Raw genomic sequence first — 20,033 nt, forward strand, 5'->3', positions numbered from 1 at the left:
GCATCGTCGTGATGCTGCGGCCCTGTCATTGGAGCAAACTCAGGCCCCTACGTTGGCTCCACGGGAGACATTGACCATGTCTTCACGGGGCACTACCTTGACGCGTTCGCGTTGAACAGTGCCGGCCTCGGACGCGGCAGCACCCAAAGCCTTTTCGTGGGCATCCAGTTCCAGCCAGCCTTCCCAGGGGGTGAATTCAACACCGCGGGAGTCAAGCAGCTCCACCACTGCCTCCGGCGCCGCCTCGGCGGCCAGGGGCAGCTGGTGGCGGTCAGCCAACAGGTGGGTGATGGTCTCCAGGGCGTCGCCCTTGGTGCTGCCGATCAAGCCCACCGGACCACGCTTGATCCAACCAGTCGCATAAATGCCCGGCACATGGGCGCCGTCGGCACCCAACACGCGTCCGGCGTCGTTCGTGACAACACCTCGCCGGTGGTCGAACTCAACCTCGGGCAGGGCGGAGCCAAAGTAGCCCACGGAACGGTATACGGCCTGGACCGGGTAGTCGATGAACTCCCCCGTGCCCCGCACGTTGCCGGTGCCATCCAGCTCAGTGCGCTCAAACTTGATGCCGGTGACCTTCCCGTTGGTGCCGGTGATTTCCACCGGGTTGTGCAGGAAGTGCAGGTGCAGGCGGCGGGAGGCACCCGTGGTGGGGTCGGCGGCGTCGTCCTCCTGCTCCACCAACCAGTTGGTCAGGGTGTTGACCATGGTCTTGATCTGGTTGCTGGACTTCACGGCGGCGTCGGAGGCCTCGTCAAAGTCAAAGTCCTCCTCGTACAGGACAATGTCCACGTCACGGGAGTGGCTCAGCTCGCGCAGTTCCATCGGCGTGAACTTCACCTGGGCGGGGCCGCGGCGGCCAAAAATGTGCACGTCGGTCACGGGCGAGGACTTCAGCCCCTGGTAGACGTTGTCCGGAATTTCGGTGACCAGCAAGTCATCGGCGTGCTTGGACAGCACCCGGGCCACGTCAAGGGCCACGTTGCCGTTGCCAATGACGGCGATCTCCTTGGCGGTCAGCGGCCATTCACGCGACACGTCGGGGTGGCCGTCGTACCAGGAGACGAAGTCGGCGCCGCCGTGCGAACCTTCCAGCTCGATGCCGGGGATGTTCAGGTCCGCGTCCTTGATGGCGCCAGTGGCGAAGATCACGGCGTCGTAGTGCTTTTGCAGGTCCTCCAACACCAAGTCGGTGCCGTATTCCACATTGCCGAAGAAGCGGATGTCGCCGCGATCCAGCACCTTGTGCAGGGCGTTCACAATACCTTTGATGCGGGGATGGTCCGGTGCAACGCCGTAGCGGATCAGGCCGTACGGCGCCGGGTAGCGGTCGAAGAGGTCAATGCTGACCTCCAGGCCTGCCCGTACTTCTTCGCTTTTCGTCAGCATGTCTGCTGCATAAACACCCGCGGGGCCTGAGCCAATGACGGCGATGCGCAGAGGGCGCTCCGGGGTTCCAGGCGCTGCTGGGGAGTTTGATGACACAGCTGTGCTCGTTTCTTCGATGTTCAAGGGCTTGTAGGTAAGTCTAAGAGATGGTGCTGATAGTTTCCCGCGTACCGTAATGGGCGGTAGCGAGTTCTGCAGGTGCCAGCGGGCTCACGCGCACCACGTCACCGACGACGACGACCGCCGGGTTGCGTACTTTGCCCGCCTGGGCGAGGGCGACGATGGTGCCGAGGGTGCCGATGGTGGTGCGCTGGTCCTTGCCGAAACCGTTTTCAATGATGGCCACGGGGCAGTCGCTGCCGCGGCCGGCGGCGGCCAGGACGGGAACGGAACGGTTCAGCGTGCCGACCCCCATCAGCAGCACCACGGTGTGATCGTTGCCGTGGGGCACATTTTCCAAATCGTCGTGGCCACTGATCATGGTGAAGGCCTTGGCCAGTCCGCGGTGCGTGACGGGGATGCCGGCAGCTGCCGGGACACTCACCGCACTGGTGACGCCCGGAACCACTTGAACGTCCACGCCGTTTTCACAGCAGGCGATGGCTTCCTCGCCGCCGCGGCCCAGCACGTACGGGTCCCCGCCCTTGAGCCTGACCACCCTGTTCCCGGCCAGTGCTTCACGGACCAGGATGGCGTTGATTTCAGATTGCGGCACGGGGTGGTGGCCGGGGGTTTTGCCGACCTCGATGATTTTCACATCCTCGCCCAGCGTTTCCAGCAAGCCACGCGGGCCAAGCCTGTCAGCCACGACCACGTCTGCTTCGGCCAGGAGCCTGCGCCCCCGCACCGTAATGAGGTCCTCGGCACCGGGCCCTCCGCCAACGAGCGCCACGGATCCCCGGTGCTCCAGCGTGCCGAGACCGCGGCGCTCAAGCCGGTCCGCTCCCCTGCGGTAGACGTCCAGCGGGAGGTCGCCGCTTTCGAGTGCGGCGGCGATCGCGTTGCGGATGGCTGCGGCGCGCAGCGGGTCTCCCCCGGCGTTGACGGCCACCTTGACGTCCTCCACAGTGGCTACTGCCGGCGTCCACGCTGCGGAGTCCTGCGCGTTGGAGTGGTTCACGCACCAAGTGCGGTTATCCTCAGCATCGCTGGCTACCCGGGCATCGACCACGGTGTTGTTGCTGGCGGCCACCACATACCAGGCGTTGGCCATGTCGGCGCTTTCGTAGCTGCGGGCGTGCCAGGTGAGCAGACCCGCGTCGGCCAGCGCCCGTGCCGGGGCGCTGAGAACGGGAGCCACCAGCTGGACGTGCGCTCCGGCGTCGAGCAGGGCCTTGGCACGACGTGCTGCGACGGTGCCGCCGCCGACCACTAGGACGGGACGGCCCAGCAGCCTCAATGAGGTGGGGAAGAGATCAACAATTGCCATGAGATGACCTTAGGGAAGGAGGATATTTGCGTACAAGCGGGGCGTTACACCCGTTCACGCAAGGTCACGGGGGGACATATTTCAGCCGGTTGGCCCCTAGCGGGTGCTGCCGGCGAGGAGGCCGCGCCCGCGCAGCAGCCGCTTCTCCACGGGGGCAAACACCAGCAGTTCAACGGCGATGCCCACGAACAGGATGATCAGGATTGCGGACATCACGATGCCCATGTCGGAGAGCTGCCTGCCTTGTTCCAGCAGCGAGCCCAGTCCGAAGCCCAGGCTGCCGCCCATCGCAATGATTTCCGCCGCCATGAGGGAGCGCCAGGAGAAGGCCCAGCCCTGCTTCAGCCCACCGACGTAGCCGGGCAGTGCGGCCGGGAGCACCACGTTTACTGCCATTTCCCACCGCGATGCGCCAAGGATCTGGCCCATGCGGCGGAACTGCGGCGGGATCTGGTCCACCCCGGCGATGAGGCCGTTGATGATGGTGGGAATGGCCCCCATGAACATGACGAAGTACACGGTGGCATCGGTCAGGCCAAACCAGATGATGGCGGCCGGAACCCACGCCACGGAAGGCAGCACCTGCAGGCCTGAAATGAGCGGACCGAACGCCCGGCGCAACAGGCGCACCTGGGAAAGCAGCAGCCCGATCGGTGTGGCCACCACAATGCTGATGGCGAAACCGGAGAGGCCGCGCTGCAGCGAAGTCCATACGGCTTCCTGCGCGGTGCCTTCCCCCCAAAGCGTGCCCAGCGAACCGAACACATCCAGTGGACCTGGCACCAGGTCGCGGCGGCGCAGCCCCAGCGATACATAGAACTGCCACGCGAGCAGCAGCACTATGAACGCGGCAAGTGGCAGCAGCAGCCTGGACCAATCGATGCCCCGGCGCTCAACGGACTCGGATTGCAGCGAGTCCAGCCCGGCTTCCAGAGAGCGCATTTCCTCGGCACTGCCGCTCTTGAGCAGCGGCGACGTAATTGTTTCAGGCATGTCGGCGGATCTCCTCGCGCAATCGGGCGGTGATGTCGCCAGTCAGTTTTCCGGCGGCGCCGGCGTTCGTTCGGTGTTCTTCACAGACATCCCATTCGGCCACCACGCGCCCGGGCCGGGAAGAGAGCAGCAGCACGCGCTGCCCAAGCCGCACGGCCTCGCGCACGTTGTGGGTGACGAAAATGATGGTTCGCCCGGTTTCCTTCCACACCCGTTCCAGCTCGTTGTGCAGCAGGTCCCGGGTGATGGCATCCAGTGCGGCAAACGGCTCATCCATGAGCAGCAGCGGCTTGTCCTGCGCCAGCGCCCTGGCCAACGCCACCCGCTGGCGCATGCCTCCGGACAGCTCGTGCGGACGTTTGCCTGCCGAGTGGCCCAGATTCACCAGGTCCAGCAGTTCGGTGGCGCGCAGCTTGCGTTCGGCCCGGCCCACACCGCGCAGCTTCAACGCCATTTCGACGTTTCCGCGTGCACTGAGCCAGGGGAACAGGGTCGAGTCCTGAAACATGAACGCGGCACCGTCTTCCGGGACTTCCAAGGCGCCGGCGGTGGGCACGTCCAGGCCTGAAATGATGTTCAGCAGCGTTGATTTGCCACAGCCCGAGGCACCCAGCAGGGCCACGAACTCGCCCTGCCTGACCACGGCGTTCACGTCCTCCAGCACCGGAGGCCCGGCTCCAAAGCGCTTGCCCAGGTTTTCAAGGACGACGGCGGGTTCCCGGCCGTCGCCGTCGGCCTCCCCTTCCGCTGCGAGCAAAGGCTCGACTGTCAGCAGGTCAGTCATTCCGTCCCCAATCCCGCGGCTGAGACGGGTTTTTCGCCTGCCGCTTTCAGTACGTTGTTAAGCAACGTCAGGTCAAAGAGCCCGTTGAGGTCCGCCGGTTTGGAAACACCGGCGCTGACACCGTGGGCAAGCAGCGTGGGGAACGTGGCGGCCAGCGGGTCCGAGGTGAATTTCAGCTCGGACAGTGACCGGGCAATCACATCCTCTTCCAGCGGCTTCCCAATTGCCACTTTCAGGGCCTCGTTGATCACCGTTGCGGCGTCATCCGGGTTTTTATCCAGCCAGTCCACCGAGTCAACGTGGCCCTTCAACAGGGCCTGAACGGTTTGGGGGTGCTCATCGAGAAAGCTCTTGCTGACGGCCAGAACCGTGGTGCTGAATTCTCCTTTGTCCCAGAGGTCGGCCTCGTTGACAAGGACTTTCGCCCCTGCCTGGAGCACCAGACGGGACGTCCACGGTTCGGCGACCCAGGCGCCGTCGATCTTTCCGTCTTGGAACAACCGCAGGGTCTGGGCATTCGTGGTGGGTGTGATGGTGACGTCGCCGCCGCCGGAGGTGTTGGTGACCAGTCCGCGATCGGCCAGCCATTTGCGCAGTGCCACGTCCTGCGTGCCGCCCAGCTGTGGGGTGGCAATGGTCTTGCCCCGGAGATCTTCAGCGTTGGTGATGGAGGGCCGGACCACAAATTGCGCTCCGCCGGCGGCAACCCCGGCGATGATCCGGATGGACTCGCCGCCGCTTTGCACGAATGAATTCAGGGCGGGGTTGGGGCCCAGGTAGGCGGCATCGATGGCGCCGGCGTTGAGCGCCTCGACAGTTGCCGGCCCGGTGGTGAAGACCTGGGTTTCCAATGCGGTTGCCCCGAGGTCCTTGGCGAAGATGCCCTTTTCCACGCCAGCGAGTGCGGGGCCATGGGTGATGTTGCCAAAGTAGCCAAGTTTGAGGACGGCGGCCGGGGCGGTATCCGCGGCAACGGTTTCTTGACTGCCTTGGGAGTTCACACTGGCCACGGCCGCACCTGCCCCAATGAGGCCAACAAGTGTGGTCAGCACCATGATCTCCAGTCCGTGTCTGGTGCCTTTGGGTTTTTCACCGGCAACGATGCGAATTCTTTTCAACGGTGGTTGAACGGCAGCCTGCGGTGTCGGCTGCGGGTCGGCCGCGGGTCCCCTTGTAGTCATGGATTAAACGGTAGGGAACGCGCCCGGGCCTGTTCAACGATGCGGACTCGCTAGGTCACAAGACGACACGCAGCGTCACATGGGCTTAACGGTGAAGTTGCCGTGCGTTATTCGTCGTCCTGGACTGCGCGGAGCTTGCTCAACCGCGAGCGCAGCTTTGTCTCTCGGTTGCTGTCATTGCCCAGTTCCTTCGTTGCCTGCACGTAGGACTCCCCGAAGGACTGCAGCAACAAGTCATCCGCCACGCGAACCTGGCCCGGGGAGAACCGGTATTGCATGATTTCCGCCATTTTTTCCGGGTCAAGGGCCTTGAACCAGTCGTCCGCGGCGTTGACGGTGTCGATGCCGTTGGCAGCGAGAACCTTGACCATCCAGCTGTACTGGTTTTCCTTGCTGCTGGGGTACCCAGGGAAGGCACGTGCCAGTACCCCTTGGAGGGACCCGGCGTCGAGCTTTTGCGTTTCATGCTCCATGGCAGCTTCGGACTGGATTCGTTTCAAGATGTCGCTGATGTTCACAAACTGCTGGTCGGCCAGTTCTATGAGGGTGGAGGCCATGGTGAAGGCCCTGCTAATTTCTGCGTTGCCACCGCTTGAGCCCTTGAAGCGGATGTCGTGTTCAAATTCCGCCCATGCGTGCTGAAGGATGGTGCGGATCTGCACCTCGAAGCGTTGGCCGGTGAAGTCCCTGCAACCGCGCGGCGGGTTGACCGCCGGAACTTCCAGGGTCAGGTGCCGTCCCGCGTAGCCAATACCTCCGTTTTTGCGCATCATGGCGGTCTTGTCTTCATCCTCATGGCAAATGAACTGGCTTGAGAGCGCAATGGCCACGGCTTCAATGTCCGACTCCACGAACAAGATGACGCGCACACCGATCAAGTCATCGAGGTGGTCCAGACCTCCAGGGTACTTCAGCCGACCGTCTGTGCAGCGGCGTGTAAGTTTCTCGGCAACCGATGCTGGTGACTTGACTCTAAACTGCACGTCGTGGTGGTTGAGTCCGTCGTCGTGAAGCCTGCTGACGATCGCGTTGCGGATTGCCTGCGCCGCGTCGTTCAAGGCCTGCTGTTGGAAACTTTCCTGCTCCACTGCCATTTCCGCATCCTTCACGGCCTTCGTCACGTTGGTGTCCCCCTGACCACGTCCGGCCGGGTTATGCGCCCGGTCCTTGCCTCAAATTCTCCCACCTTCGTGCGGCTTGTCCAGCTCTATTTCCACACCCTCCAACTCTTCAGCGACGCGGTCTGGCCAATGGTGGGCTGATCCAGTCACTGCCCACCGTGAAGAGCGACGCCGGAGCCCCCACCCCCTGCACCTTTACTCCGGTCGAGGTCAGCGATGGGCGTATTTTCCGGGTGAAGTTTCCGGCCGGAAGTTCCACCTGCCAGACGGCGCTGTAGACATCACGCAAGGCCGAGATAGTGAATTGTGCGGGCAGAAGGCGTGCGCCAATGGTGGTGTATTCCATTTTTCCCGCCAGCCGCTCCATACCTTGGCGCAGAATCTCACCGTGGTCAAAGGCGAGCGCTGGCGTATCCAGGGTGTGGACAGGCACCCACTGCGCGTGGGCTGCGTCGCTGCCGGCACACAGCGGCGGGACGATCCCTCCTTCGGCTGCCAAAAGGACGACGTGCGCCACCGAAACGACTCGCATTCTCGGGTCCCGCCCTGGATCGCTGAACGTTGCCAGTTGCTCCACAAACACTCTGTGGGAGCCCAGATTCAGTCCGGTTTCCTCCTCCAGTTCTCTGTGTGCGGCGGCCAACGCGTTTTCGGTAGGGCCCACAAACCCGCCCGGCAGTGCCCAGCTGCCTAGGAACGGATGGGCGCCGCGTTTCACCAGTGCGATGTGCAGCACCTTGTGCCGCACGGCGAATACCACCAGGTCAACCGTGAGTGCCACCGGCAGGAAATTCGACGGGTTGTAGCTGGCAAGGAAACTGGCCTCGTCGGGCATTTGGTTGTTCATGGTGTTCATTCGGTGGCTGCCAAGCTGGTGCGGCCGGCCCACCCAGGCGAAGTGAAGGCTGCTTGTTGGGCCAGCATGGCGTCAATGACTGCGGTGGCGGTGGCCATGCGGCGTTCGTGGCTGCCCGTGAGTAGAATCCACGAGTGGCCCGCCTCTACGAGTGACTCCTTGAACCATTCGGTCATCTCGGCACGGCGGTGTTCGCCTTCGCGCCACCCGTCGTCTTCAAAGTCGACGCCGTTGTGGTCGGTCAGCAGGTAGATGTCGCGGCGGGGCAGCTGGCCGACGGCGGCGAAGGATCCGTAGCTGCCCTCCCCGAGATAATAACGCTCCCACAGCGTCGTGGCCAGTGCGTCGGTGTCGGCGATGACCAGCGGTGAGGCTTCCGCTGCGGCCTGCTCAAGTTGTGTCTGCCGCTCTGCGATCAAGCCGAAATCAGCGGCAGTCCAGACCAAGTCCTCAACCCTTGTCTGCGGCGCGGAGGCTTGGCGTGCGGCAAGTTTTTCATACGTGAACTGACGGCCGTATTCCACCACGTCGTGCAACTGCGGAAACCGCCGACGATAGTGGGCGCTGAGCGCTTCACTCAAGGTGGTGGTGCCAGTTGATTCGGCTCCCACCACAATGATGCGCACGGCCATTCCGCGACGCGCAGCCGGCACCAGCAGGGGCCACGCTGTGGCGAGGTTCTCGCGGCACATCGTCCCGCTGACGGGATATGCGCTGCGTCGCGGGTCCACGGAGATGTGAACTGCCGTAAACGCTTGTGCGAGGCGCTCGCCGTAGCTTTCTGAGCTGAAGAGGACATCAATGCTCTCCACACCACGCATTTTCAAGGCGAGGCGCATGTTTTCCAGCTGCGCCATCCAGATCTCGTCGCTGAAAAAGTCTTCGGGGCAGTCGTTGCGCACAGCAATCACGGTCACGTTCCCGACGGCTGCGAATTCCTCAGCCAGCCAGTCAGCCCGCTGCTGCGCCGTGAGTGATTCAAAGCGGCTGCCCTGCACAAGCACCCATACCGAGCGGGCGCCTGCAGCTGCTGTTTCGATCAGGTGGCGGTGGCCCGCGTGCGGCGGGTAGAACTTGCCAATGACCAGTGCGTTCTCAAACATCTCAGACTCTTTCCAGTACAGGTTCAGTAGTCGCGTCGCGGAGGTGTTTCCAGCCCACTAGGCCATAGACGCACAGGGCCAGGAAACCGATATACAAAATGGCTGTCAATGCCAAGCCACGGCTGAAGTAGAGCGGAATCGATACCAGGTCAATCACAATCCACACATACCAGTGTTGGAAGATCTTCTTGGCTTGAGCGTACGTTGCCGCCAGTGACGCCGCCAGCACAAACGCGTCGGGGACTGGAACTTGCGAATCGGTGCCCGCGTGCAGCAGGTAGGCGATAGCCGCAGTTGCCAGCACGACGGCGGTCATTCCCGCCCCAACTTCTGCCGGCGTGGCGTTGCGAATGGGGAGGTCGTTGCTGCCGGCATTGCCGCTGGCGCCGCGCGACCACTTGATCCACCCATAGACCGCTATGGCCGCGAAACAGATCTGCAGTAACGTTTCGCCGTACAGTCCTGCGCCGAGGAACAAGATGATGAAGGCCAGGTTGTTCAGAATACCAAGAGGCCAGTTCCAAATCTTCTGCCGGGCCACTCCCCACACGCAGGCGGCCCCCGTGAGAAAGCCGATGGCCTCAACCCAGCTCACGGGATTGTTGATGAGGGTGAAGGCTGTGTCATTCAGCCAGCCGATGAACACTTCCATGATTCCTCCGCGTCGCATTTATTATTATTATCAAATTGATAATAACTCTAACACGGCTTTGTCGTGAAAGTCTTTCAAAGCGGTTCAGCTGCGTTTGATGCCAGGGATGAAGTGACCCACGGACAGCAGTATCCACGTGGTGAGCACAAAAGGCCATGTGTAGACGCCGTCCCAATCCTGAATGGGTATCCGCACAACGCCCACCAGCAAGGTTCCTGCGATGGCCATGACCCATGGCTGCCAGCTCCCTTTCAGGAACACGGCAGCCAGTGCGATGGACACCAGGACTTCGGAGTAGCCCAGCATTCCGTGCCCCAGCAGCAACTGGTCTTTTCCTGTTGAGACAGCCAAAACGCTCAGCACCACGCTGCCCAGCACGGCAGCCAGCCCCACCTTCCAGTGCGACAGGAACAAGGCCAGCAGAATCAGCACCCCGACGACGACGCTATCGACGAGGACCACCTGGGACACGTTGCTCAGGATGGAGCGGAAGAACAATGATGTCAGGCTCTCATTCAAGACCACCGGCTCGCGGGCAACGTGGTGGCCGGAGGTGGCAAAGAACATCAAACTCGCGACGATGCAAAATGGTGCCGTCAAGTACGGCAGCTGCAATGCTTTCAGCGGCGCAGAGCTGAAGGCCTTCACCAGCAACCACGTGATGGGCCCGCACAGCAGTCCGCCGATCACGGTCGCAACTACGCCCAACCATCCGCCGCCCAGGGCGGCGAATGCTGCGGCTCCCACCAAAGCACCGCAAAATCCGTGGTGGCCCGTGCGCACCGTGCTGGGTGGAAACCGCAGCAGCACCCCGGCAACGGTATTGCTTGCCGCACCTAAGAGAACAAGGAGCGCCATCCGCCAGTCGGCAATGACGAAGGCGATGAGGATGAGCAGCCCGGGGACTACCTTCGCTTGAAAGAAAATCTGAGACATCCCCAGCAACAACACCGTTACGGCGTTGCGAGGACCGGTCCAGCCAGACCGGCGCACAGGCAGTTGATTTAGTTGCACAGGGCGATAGTATCCTGCCGCCGCTGATCGAGACCCCGCGTCGCGACTCTGTGGCTGTCTATATGGGACATAATGCGGGTGCCCGGCTCAATTACCCGCGTTAGCTGCCATATCGATGGTGGTGGTCGAAGCTGCCGAGACGTGGACCTCGACAGGCTCGACCACCAGACACGTGAACTTAGATGCTGTAGCGCTCATCTTCGTGATCGCCGGGGTGGTCCCTGACCAGCCCGGCAGCCAGCGTGTTGCCGTCTTGCGGATCGATGACCAAGAACGCTCCGGTGCGGCGGTGCAGCGCATATGTCTCGACAGGCAACGCAGACGCTAGCCGGATCTGGGCTGTGCCAATGTCATTCAGCTCCAGCCCGGACGCCGCTTCATACGCGAACGACTCCAGGTCGAGCTTGCCTGTCACTGCGCGGATCAAACCCTGCACCGTCTTGCTGCCGTGCTTGATCAGCACTTTGGACCCTTCACGCAGCGGCTTCGTGGAGAGCCAGCACAGCTCCGCATACAGGTCTTGGCGCACTTCGCCAAAGGTGCCGGTCTGCGCAATCACGTCGCCGCGGGCAATGTCGATCTCCTCGCTCAGGCGCAGTGACACCGACTGCGGCGCCACCGCCCGATCCAAGGATCGCCCGGCAAAGTCAATGCCCGCCACTGTTGCAGTGCGGCCCGAGGGCAGTACGGTGATGTCATCCCCCACGGACACCGACCCCGAAGCCACTTGTCCCGCATAGGCGCGGTAGTCGCGGAAGGAGGATCCGGCGTCGTCCGCGTCAGCGAGCTCAGGCGCCAGCGCACCCTGGGGGCGGACCACCAACTGCACGGGGAAGCGGAATGGTTCCAGCCCGCGCTCCAGCTCATCGGTGCTGGGCAGCGTCTCCAAGATGTCCAGCAGACTGGGGCCGGTGTACCAGGGCGTGTGCGTGGACGGCTCCACCACGTTGTCGCCTTCAAGAGCGGAAACCGGCACCACCACGACGTCGCTAAGGCCAATTTCCGCGGCCACCTTGTGCAGATCAGTCTCAATGGCGCGGAAGATGTCCTCGCGGAAATCGACCAGGTCAATCTTGTTCACGGCCACAAGCACGTTCGGCACCCGCAGCAGGCGCAGCACCGACAAGTGCCGGCGCGTCTGCTCCAGGACCCCCTTGCGGGCGTCGATAAGCACGACGACGGCATCCGCAGTGGACGCGCCCGTCACCGTGTTCTTCGTGTACTGCACGTGCCCGGGGCAGTCGGCCAGGATGAAGCTGCGGCGGTCCGTGGCGAAGTAGCGGTACGCCACGTCGATGGTGATGCCCTGTTCACGTTCCGCGCGCAGGCCGTCGGTGAGCAGCGCCAGATCGATCTTCTGCGTGCTGCCGTTCTCCCCGCCAAAGCCGCGGTCGGCCGAGGTGCGGGTGACGGCGTCCAGCGTGTCGGCCAGGATGGCCTTGGAGTCGTGGAGCAGGCGGCCCACGAGGGTGGACTTGCCGTCGTCCACGGAACCGGCCGTGGCAAAGCGGAAGAGTGTTGATTGCGCGAGGGGCGCTTCGGTGATGGTGCTCATTAGAAGTAGCCGTCTTTCTTGCGGTCTTCCATGGCTGCCTCGGAGATGCGGTCATCGGCCCGGGTGGCGCCACGTTCGGTCAGGGTGGACGCGGCAACTTCACGCACCACGTCGTGGACGGTGGTTGCGTCGGAGGCCACGGCGCCGGTGCAGGACATGTCCCCCACCGTGCGGTAGCGGACCTGCTTGAGCACGACTTCCTCCGTGGGGCGCGGCTTGGAAACTTCGCCCACCGCCCGCCACATGCCGTCGCGTTCAAACACTTCCCGCTCATGGGCGTAGTACAGGCCCGGCAGCTCAATGTTCTCGCGGGCGATGTAGCGCCACACATCCAGCTCGGTCCAGTTACTGATGGGGAACGCCCGCACATGCTGGCCCACCGTGTGGCGGCCGTTGTACAGGTTCCACAGTTCCGGGCGCTGGTTGCGCGGATCCCACTGGCCAAACTCGTCGCGCAGGGACAGGATGCGCTCCTTGGCCCGGGCCTTGTCCTCGTCACGGCGACCGCCACCAAAGACGGCGTCAAAGCGGTTCCGGGCAATGGCGTCCAGCAGCGGCACGGTCTGTAACGGGTTGCGGGTTCCATCAGCCCGTTCAGCCAGTTCGCCGCTGTCGATAAAGTGCTGCACCGAGCCCACTTCCAGGCGCAGGCCCAGGCGTTCCACGGTGCGGTCACGGAATTCGATGACCTCCGGGAAGTTGTGGCCGGTGTCCACGTGCAACACCGGGAACGGGACCTTGCCCGGCCAGAACGCCTTCGTGGCCAGGTGAAGCATCAGGACGGAGTCCTTGCCGCCGGAGAACAGCAGCGCCGGGCGTTCAAACTCGGCCACCACCTCACGGATGATGTGGATGGCCTCCGATTCAAGAATGTCCAGGGAGTTCAAGGCGGGGGCTTCGAGAGTCTCGAGCGCTTCAACCGCCAGAGGGGTTTCAGTAATTTGGGTGCTCATACGTGTAGTCCGCATTCTGTCTTGGAGGTTCCGGCCCAGCGTCCGGACCTGGGGTCGGCGCCGGGGGCCACTTTGTTGGTGCACGGTGCGCAGCCAATGGACGGGTAGCCTTGGCTGAGCAAAGGATTCACGGGCAAAAGGTTGTCATCGGAGTAGCGCAGTAGTTCTTCATAGCTCCACGTGGCTACCGGGTTGACCTTGATCAGCCCGTTCTTTTCATCCCACACCACCAAAGGCGTGTTGGTGCGGGTGGGGGCTTCGTCGCGGCGCACTCCGGTGAACCACAACTCGTAGCCTTGGAGCGAGCGGTGCAGCGGTTCAACCTTGCGCAGCGCACAGCACGTGGCGGGATCCCGGGAAAAGAGGTCCGTGCCCAGCAGTGAATCCTGCTCAGCCACGGTGTGCACCGGCTTGACGTCCACCACGTTGACCCGCAGGTTCTCCGCAACCTCATCCCGCGTGGCGTAGGTTTCGGGGAAGTGGTAGCCGGTGTCCAGGAACAAGACGTCCACCCCTGGCAGCTGCTCGGCCACCAAAGCCGGCAGCACGGCGTCGGCCATGGAACAGGCGACGGCGGATGCTTGCGTTGTGAAGTTCCGCGCCACCCAGGCGATGACTTCCTGCGCGGACGCGTCCCACGCCAGTTCCGCTGCGCCGGATTCGGCCAAGGCTTGGAGCTCGGCCTGGGATCGGAGCGTTGTCACAGTCATTTGAGCAACTCCTCATCAACCCGGTGGGCGAACTCGGCAAAGGTCTCTTCGGCCTGCTTGTTGGCCACGTAACTGCGAATGACTCGCTCCACGTAGTCGGGCAGGTCGGGGATGGCCACCTTGAGTCCTCGAACGGTGCGGCCCAGGCCAGCCTCCTCACGGTTGTGCGAGGACAAGCCGCCACCCAGGTGGACCTGAAAACCTCCTGTTGTGCCGCCGTCGGCCGTGGGAACAATGATGCCTTTCAGGCCAATGTCCGCCGTCTGGATGCGGGCACACGAGTTGGGGCAGCCGTTGAGGTACAGCGTGAGCGGCTCATCAAGTTCCCCGGCGTCCACGAGGTCAGCCAGCCGCTCCTCGAGCTCACCAATGATGTTGATGGCCGTGTCCTTCGTGTTCACGATGGCCAGCTTGCAAAACTCGACACCGGTGCACGCCATGGTGTTGCGGCGGAAGACGGACGGCCGGGCGGACAACCCGATCTCATCCAGCCCGGAAATCACTGCCTCAATGTGGTCCTTGGGAATATCCAGGGCGATGATTTTCTGCAGCGGGGTGGTGCGCACACGGTGGGATCCGTGCGCTTCCAGCAGATCAGCCAGGGCCAGCATTCCGGTACCGGAGAAACGTCCCACGCACGGGGCTGCGCCGATGAAGAAGTTGCCGTCCTTTTGCTCGTGGACCCCAACATGGTCACCGTTGACTTTCGCCTTGGGCGGGACCACGCCGTCGGGCAGCTGGTGGCCCAGGTATTCATCCTCGAGGACCTGACGGAACTTCTCCGCACCCCAGTCCTCCATCAGGAACTTCAGGCGAGCCTTGTTGCGCATGCGCCGGTAACCATAATCACGGAAGATGCTGGTGACGCCCTCCCACACTGCGGGGCCTTCTTCCGGCGGCACAAACACGCCGACACGCTGGGCCAGCCGGGGTGCGGTGGAGAGCCCGCCGCCCACCCACAGGTCGTAACCGGGACCGAATTCCGGATGCCGCACGCCAACAAAGGAGATGTCGTTGATTTCGTGGATGGTGTCATGGTCCGGGTAGCCGGTGATGGAAGTCTTGTACTTGCGCGGCAGGTTGGAAAACTGCGGGTTGCCAATGAACCGCTCGCGCAGTTCCAGCAGGAAATCGGTGGGGTCAATGATCTCCGCTTTAGCGATGCCCGCCACGGGTGAGCCAAGCATGCCACGGGGCACATCACCGCACGCCTCGGTGGTTTGCAGGCCGGCGGCTTCGAGGCGGCGCCAGATCTCAGGAACGTTCTCGACCTCGATCCAGTGGAACTGGATGTTCTGGCGGTTGGTCAAATCCGCCGTGTTGCGCGCAAAGTCAATGGAAATTCGGCCAATGACGCGCAGCTGCTCGGTGGTGAGCTTTCCGCCGTCGGTCCGCACCCGCATCATGAAGTAGCTGTCCTCGAGCTCATGCGGTTCCAGCGAGGCCGTCTTGCCGCCGTCGATCCCCTGCTTGCGCTGCGTGTACAGCCCCCACCAGCGGAAACGGCCGTGCAGATCATCGTCGGCGATCGAGTCAAAGCCCTGCTTGGAGTAGATGGTCTCAATGCGGTGGCGCACGGACAGTCCGTCGTCCTCCTGTTTGAAGACCTCCACCGGGTTCAGCGGTTCCTTGCCGTCCACCTTCCACTGGCCGTGCGGTTTGGCGGCCGGACGTGTGCGGACCGGACGCGAGGCAGGGGTGGCTTTAGTGTCTGGGGAGGTGGCTCCGGCTAGAGCTGTCTGTGTCATGAAACGAGCGTAGGTTGCCACCGAGCCCGCACCAATCACGATTGCAACGCGGGTTCACCTTGGGCAATATTTCGTCACACGCACCATTTACCGCGGCTCTGTGCTTGCCCGGCGGATCGGCTTTTCCTGCCACGCACGGCTCCGGGCCTCCCCTGGCGCGCAGAACTGTAAGCTTCTACGCGGCGTTGGGCTCTAACCATGCGCATGAAGGCGCATGCGCATGGTTGGCGCCGGGGTGTGCGCAGAAGCCGACAGCTCCGCGGCAATCAGGCCCTCGGTACTGCGGAAATGGCTGCGTCGAAGTGCTCCAAGGCCAACTCGGCCAGCAGTTGCGAGGGCAGCAGCGGTTCAGACACCAGGTCTGCTCCGGCGTTGGCCAGTTGGTCGTGAAAATAGCCCGGCGCCAAGAGATAGGACGCCACGGCAACCCCGGCCGCACCCTCGGCCCGCAGCTGTGCCACGGCTTCCGGTATCGAGGGGCGCGCGCTTGCCCCGTAGGCTGCCACGATCCGCTCCGGGCGGCGCACAGCCAAATCAGCGGCCAGCACTTCAATCTGCTCGGCGGCTTCCGGGCGTGAAGATCCGGCAGCGGCCAGCACAATCCCCCAACCGTGCGGTAGTTTCCCGAGCCGCTCATCCAGTAGTTTGGCCAGGCGGGGATCAGGCCCCAGCGGTGCGGCGGCCACCGTGTCCGGACGGCTGGCAACGGCTTCGGCAATGTCCACTTGCACGTGGAATCCCACCGTGAGCAGCAGCGGCACGACGACGACGCGCACCTCACGCGCCACGCTCGTCACCACGTCGGGGAGCGCAGGCTCCTGAACGTCAACGTATGCCTCAAGGACCCTCAGGCCCGGCCGAAGTTCAGCAATTTCTTCCCTGATCTGATTGATGCGCTGCTGGCCCTCAGCGTTGTTGGTGCCGTGGGCGCACGCGATCATGACAGTGTCCGTGCTTGGTGGGGCTGCATCGACTCTTGACGGGTTCATGGGCAAACTCCTTCTGGCCGGGCTGCCGGCGTGCGGGCTGATCTTGCTGCCAATGTACGTTAGTTGGGAGCCTGGCTGCCGTCCGGTTCGGCTTTAGAGTATTATCCGCATCGGGTCCTCCAAGATCTGCTTGAGATTCTGCAGGAACGCGGCCGCTGTGGCGCCATCGAGAACCCGGTGGTCCACCGTCAGCGTGAGTTTGAGTACTTTCCGTGTGGTGAGTTCACCGTCGCGCACCACCGGCTCCTCCGACGTTGCACCCACGGCGAGGATCGCTGCTTCGGGCGGGTTGATGATGGCCGTGAAATTGTCGATTCCAAACATGCCCAAGTTACTGACCGTAAACGTCCCGCCGCTGAACTGCTGCAGTGTCAAGGCCCCTTCCCTGGCCTTGCTCGCCAATTCACGCGTCTCCATGGCGATCTCCGCCAGGCCCTTCCGGTCCGCACCCCGCACCACAGGCACAATCAGGCCGTCCGGTACCGCAACGGCCAGGCCCACGTTGACGTGCCGATGCTGATAGATCTTGTCACCGGCCCACGACGAATTCACCACCGGGTGTGCCCGCAGCGCCACCGCACAGGCGCGCACCAGCAGGTCGGTGACGCTAGCCTTGACCCCCACATCCGCAAACCTCGCATTGATTCCACTGCGGAACTCCAGCAGCGCATCCATCTGAACCACGGCCGTCAGGAAGAAGTGCGGCACCGCGGCGCTCTCGGTCAGCCGTTTGGCCACGACCTTGCGCATCTGCGTCAACGGGATCTCAACCGAATCCTCCTGTGCAGCAGGTGCAGAAACAGTTGCCGGTGCAGGCGTGGACGACGGCGAGGGGGCCTTCTCATTCTGGCTGGCAGCAGCGGCATGGTCGCCAGAGGCGTGGTCACCAGGGGCGTGGTGTTCGGCGGCCAGAACATCCGCCCTGACCACCCGGCCTCCGGGACCGGTGCCCTTGATGTCCGCAGGATCAAGGCCCCGTTCCACCGCCATCTTGCGCGCCAACGGAGATGCGAACACCCTGCCATCGGCATGACCGTGGGGGTCGGCATCGGGGTGGGCATCACTCTTCGGGGCAACGTCTCCGATTTCGGGCGTCGCAGTCTCTGCCGAACCGCCGCCTTCCGGAGCAGCGGCGCCCGGCACATCCCCGCCGTCGTCCTTCTTTTCCGCGCCTTCACCTCCTTCGCCGCCGGAACTGGAGCCAGACTCAGAGTCAGCACCGGAGCCGGTACCGCTGCCGTCACCAATGAATGCGACAGGCTGGCCGATGGCCACAGTGGCGCCCTCGGCCACCAGCAGACGCTCCAGCACGCCGTCGTCAAACGCCTCCAAGTCCATCGTGGCCTTGTCCGTTTCGATCTCGCCGATGACGTCGCCAGCCTTGACTGTGTCGCCAACGTGTTTGAGCCAACGGCCCAGAATCCCTTCCTCCATGGTGTCGGAAAGGCGGGGCATAATTACCTCTGGCATGGGGTCCTCCTAGCTTTCGAAACTTGTGTCATCGAGCAGTTCAAGGATCACGCGGCGCAGGTCCCCGGCATCGGGCAGGGCGCGGCGTTCCAAGGGTTTCGCGTATGGGAGCGGGACTTCGGCCGCCGCCACCCGGCGCACGGGCGCGTCCAAGTAGTCAAATGCACCCTCCATCAAAGTGGCGGAGATTTCAGCACCGATCCCGTAGCTGAGCCAGTCGTCCTCCAGCACCACGGCCCGGCCCGTCTTGCGCACCGAAGCACAGATGGTGGGACGGTCAAGGGGGCGCAGGCTGCGCAGGTCCACGACCTCCACGGAGATGCCTTCCTCCGCCATTTGGCGGGCAACCTCAACGGCGATGGTCGTGGCCCGCGAGTACGCGATTACCGTCAGGTCGGTGCCCTCCTTGACGACGGCGGCCCGGCCAATTTCCGCCGGCACGTCACCTGCGGGAACCTCACCCTTCGTGTTGTACAGGGCAAGGTTCTCCAAGAAGATGACGGGGTCGTCGTCCCGGATGGCCGCAAGCAGCAACGCCTTGGCGTCGGCGGGGGTGGAGGGTGCCACCACCTTGAGACCGGGCACGTGCGCGTACCAGACCTCTAGATTTTGGGAGTGTGTGGCTGCCAGCTGCTGCCCGCCGCCGCCTGGCATTCTGATCACCATGGGCACGCTTTGTTGCCCACCGAACATGCCGTAGATCTTCGCTGCATGGTTCACGATCTGGTCGATGGCGATCAGGCTGAAGTTCAGTGTCATGATCTCCACTACCGGGCGCATGCCCAGCATGGCGGCACCGATGGCCGCCCCCACGAAGCCTTCCTCCGCGATGGGAGTATCCCTGACTCGTTCCGGGCCGAACTCGGTTAGCAGCCCTGCCGTGATTTTGTAGGAACCTTCAAAGATGCCGATTTCCTCACCCACGAGGATTACCTTGTCATCGCGGCTCATCTCGCTCCGGAGGGCGTCGTTCAGGGCCTGCCGGTAAGTGACCAGCGTTGTCTTGTCTGCTTCTGTGCTCATGGCAGCACCACCATCCTTTCGCCGGGAAGTGCCGTGGGCGCATTGGGCACCGGGGTTGCATACGCATAGTCAAAGAGTTGATCAGGGGTGGGGTCCGGTCCCGCGTCCGCAAATGCCACGGCCGCCGCCACCTCACCGTCCACCTTGGTTTCAATGGCCGCTGCCTGCTTTTCGGTGAGCGTGCCATCGGCAATCAGCTGGGCACGCAATGCCGGCACCGGATCCGCCTTTTGGGCAGTTTCAACATCCGCCGCAGAACGGTATCTTGCCGGGTCAACCACGGAGTGTCCGCGCAGCCGGTAGCTCATCAATTCCAGCAAGGCTGGCCGGCGTTCCGTCCGGGCTTGGTCAAGCGCTTCTGTGGCTGCTTGGCGCACAGCCAGGACGTCCCCGCCGTCGGCCCTGACCCCGGGAATCCGGTATGAGGCACCGCGCTTGTACAGTTCCGGCTCCCCTGCCGCCATCTCCACGGTGGTGCCCATGCCGAGCCTGTTGTTAATGACCACATAGACAATGGGCAGCGACCACACAGCCGCCAAGTTCAGGGACTCGTGGAATGCGCCGATGTTGGTGGTCCCGTCCCCCATCTGGCACATGACGGCCTCAGCGTCCGGTCCCGGTGCACCCCGGTACGTCAATGCCAGCGCCGCGCCAGTCGCCGGGGGGATCTGGCCGCCCACAATCCCATATCCGCCGAGCATCCGTTTCTCGGTGTCGAACAGGTGCATGGACCCTCCCCGGCCTTTGGAGACGCCGGTGGACTTGCCAAACAGTTCAGCCATTACCTTGCCGGTGTCCATGCCACGCATCAGGGCGTAGCCATGGTCCCGGTAGTTGGTGAAAAGGTAGTCGGTGGGCCGCAACGCGTCCATCAGCCCCACCACTGACGCCTCTTCGCCCAGGTTCAAGTGGCAATAGCCGCCGACCTTGGCGCGTTTGTACATCTGGTCCGCGCTCAATTCGAACTTGCGGATGAGTACCATCCGCCGGTAAAACTCCACCAACTGGTCGGCTTCCGCCGTCCTCGACTGTTTCATTGTGGTTCTCCTTCAAGCCTGCA

18 protein-coding genes are annotated in these 20,033 nt (G+C 63.3%); all 18 read right to left on the reverse strand.

Annotated elements, in window-relative coordinates; all coding sequences use genetic code 11:
- Positions 1-39 precede the first annotated feature (39 nt).
- On the reverse strand, positions 40-1,488 hold the full coding sequence (locus tag JMA46_RS00295; RefSeq protein ID WP_207343459.1) for an FAD-dependent oxidoreductase: 1,449 nt from the start codon (positions 1,486-1,488) through the stop codon (positions 40-42).
- A 43-nt stretch (positions 1,489-1,531) separates the two neighbouring features.
- Positions 1,532-2,821, reverse strand: coding sequence for a uroporphyrinogen-III C-methyltransferase (cobA, locus tag JMA46_RS00300; protein WP_207343304.1), 1,290 nt, complete (start codon positions 2,819-2,821; stop codon positions 1,532-1,534).
- A gap of 96 nt (positions 2,822-2,917) precedes the next feature.
- The gene (locus JMA46_RS00305; protein WP_207343305.1) at positions 2,918-3,814 is read right to left on the reverse strand and encodes an ABC transporter permease; all 897 of its coding nucleotides are present in this window, start codon (positions 3,812-3,814) and stop codon (positions 2,918-2,920) included.
- On the reverse strand, positions 3,807-4,598 hold the full coding sequence (locus JMA46_RS00310) for an ABC transporter ATP-binding protein (protein ID WP_207343306.1): 792 nt from the start codon (positions 4,596-4,598) through the stop codon (positions 3,807-3,809). The genes JMA46_RS00305 and JMA46_RS00310 overlap by 8 nt, the downstream gene beginning before the upstream one ends.
- Entirely contained in the window at positions 4,595-5,653 is a 1,059-nt protein-coding gene (locus tag JMA46_RS00315) for an ABC transporter substrate-binding protein (protein ID WP_247646943.1), read from the reverse strand. Before JMA46_RS00315 ends, JMA46_RS00310 begins: the two co-directional genes overlap by 4 nt.
- 233 nt (positions 5,654-5,886) lie before the next feature.
- Positions 5,887-6,900, reverse strand: a complete 1,014-nt coding sequence (locus tag JMA46_RS00320; RefSeq protein WP_207343308.1) for a RelA/SpoT domain-containing protein — start codon at positions 6,898-6,900, stop codon at positions 5,887-5,889.
- Between the two features lie 109 nt (positions 6,901-7,009).
- Positions 7,010-7,747 carry an NUDIX hydrolase gene (locus JMA46_RS00325; protein ID WP_247646929.1) on the reverse strand — a complete coding sequence of 246 codons (738 nt, stop codon included), beginning with the start codon at positions 7,745-7,747 and terminating at the stop codon, positions 7,010-7,012.
- A gap of 5 nt (positions 7,748-7,752) precedes the next feature.
- Positions 7,753-8,859, reverse strand: a complete 1,107-nt coding sequence (locus JMA46_RS00330; RefSeq protein ID WP_207343309.1) for an AAA family ATPase — start codon at positions 8,857-8,859, stop codon at positions 7,753-7,755.
- A 1-nt stretch (position 8,860) separates the two neighbouring features.
- Entirely contained in the window at positions 8,861-9,529 is a 669-nt protein-coding gene (gene pnuC / locus JMA46_RS00335) for a nicotinamide riboside transporter PnuC (protein WP_247646930.1), read from the reverse strand.
- A 66-nt stretch (positions 9,530-9,595) separates the two neighbouring features.
- Positions 9,596-10,525, reverse strand: coding sequence for an urea transporter (locus JMA46_RS00340; RefSeq protein WP_348770012.1), 930 nt, complete (start codon positions 10,523-10,525; stop codon positions 9,596-9,598).
- Between the two features lie 178 nt (positions 10,526-10,703).
- Positions 10,704-12,080 carry a GTP-binding protein gene (locus JMA46_RS00345; protein ID WP_207343311.1) on the reverse strand — a complete coding sequence of 459 codons (1,377 nt, stop codon included), beginning with the start codon at positions 12,078-12,080 and terminating at the stop codon, positions 10,704-10,706.
- The gene (gene cysD, locus JMA46_RS00350; RefSeq protein ID WP_207343312.1) at positions 12,080-13,033 is read right to left on the reverse strand and encodes a sulfate adenylyltransferase subunit CysD; all 954 of its coding nucleotides are present in this window, start codon (positions 13,031-13,033) and stop codon (positions 12,080-12,082) included. The genes JMA46_RS00345 and cysD overlap by 1 nt, the downstream gene beginning before the upstream one ends.
- Positions 13,030-13,743, reverse strand: coding sequence for a phosphoadenylyl-sulfate reductase (locus tag JMA46_RS00355; RefSeq protein WP_207343313.1), 714 nt, complete (start codon positions 13,741-13,743; stop codon positions 13,030-13,032). Before JMA46_RS00355 ends, cysD begins: the two co-directional genes overlap by 4 nt.
- On the reverse strand, positions 13,740-15,491 hold the full coding sequence (locus JMA46_RS00360; RefSeq protein WP_207343314.1) for a nitrite/sulfite reductase: 1,752 nt from the start codon (positions 15,489-15,491) through the stop codon (positions 13,740-13,742). The genes JMA46_RS00355 and JMA46_RS00360 overlap by 4 nt, the downstream gene beginning before the upstream one ends.
- Positions 15,492-15,757: 266 nt before the next feature.
- Entirely contained in the window at positions 15,758-16,480 is a 723-nt protein-coding gene (locus JMA46_RS00365) for a CbiX/SirB N-terminal domain-containing protein (protein ID WP_247646931.1), read from the reverse strand.
- A gap of 93 nt (positions 16,481-16,573) precedes the next feature.
- A complete protein-coding gene (locus JMA46_RS00370; protein WP_207343315.1) occupies positions 16,574-17,950 on the reverse strand; it encodes a dihydrolipoamide acetyltransferase family protein in 1,377 nt (458 codons plus the stop codon).
- Between the two features lie 9 nt (positions 17,951-17,959).
- Positions 17,960-18,973 carry an alpha-ketoacid dehydrogenase subunit beta gene (locus JMA46_RS00375; protein ID WP_207343316.1) on the reverse strand — a complete coding sequence of 338 codons (1,014 nt, stop codon included), beginning with the start codon at positions 18,971-18,973 and terminating at the stop codon, positions 17,960-17,962.
- A complete protein-coding gene (gene pdhA, locus JMA46_RS00380) occupies positions 18,970-20,010 on the reverse strand; it encodes a pyruvate dehydrogenase (acetyl-transferring) E1 component subunit alpha (RefSeq protein WP_207343317.1) in 1,041 nt (346 codons plus the stop codon). The genes JMA46_RS00375 and pdhA overlap by 4 nt, the downstream gene beginning before the upstream one ends.
- Between the last annotated feature and the right edge of the window lie 23 nt (positions 20,011-20,033).

It is taken from the genome of Arthrobacter sp. E3, assembly GCF_017353415.1.
Taxonomy (GTDB): Bacteria; Actinomycetota; Actinomycetes; order Actinomycetales; family Micrococcaceae; genus Specibacter.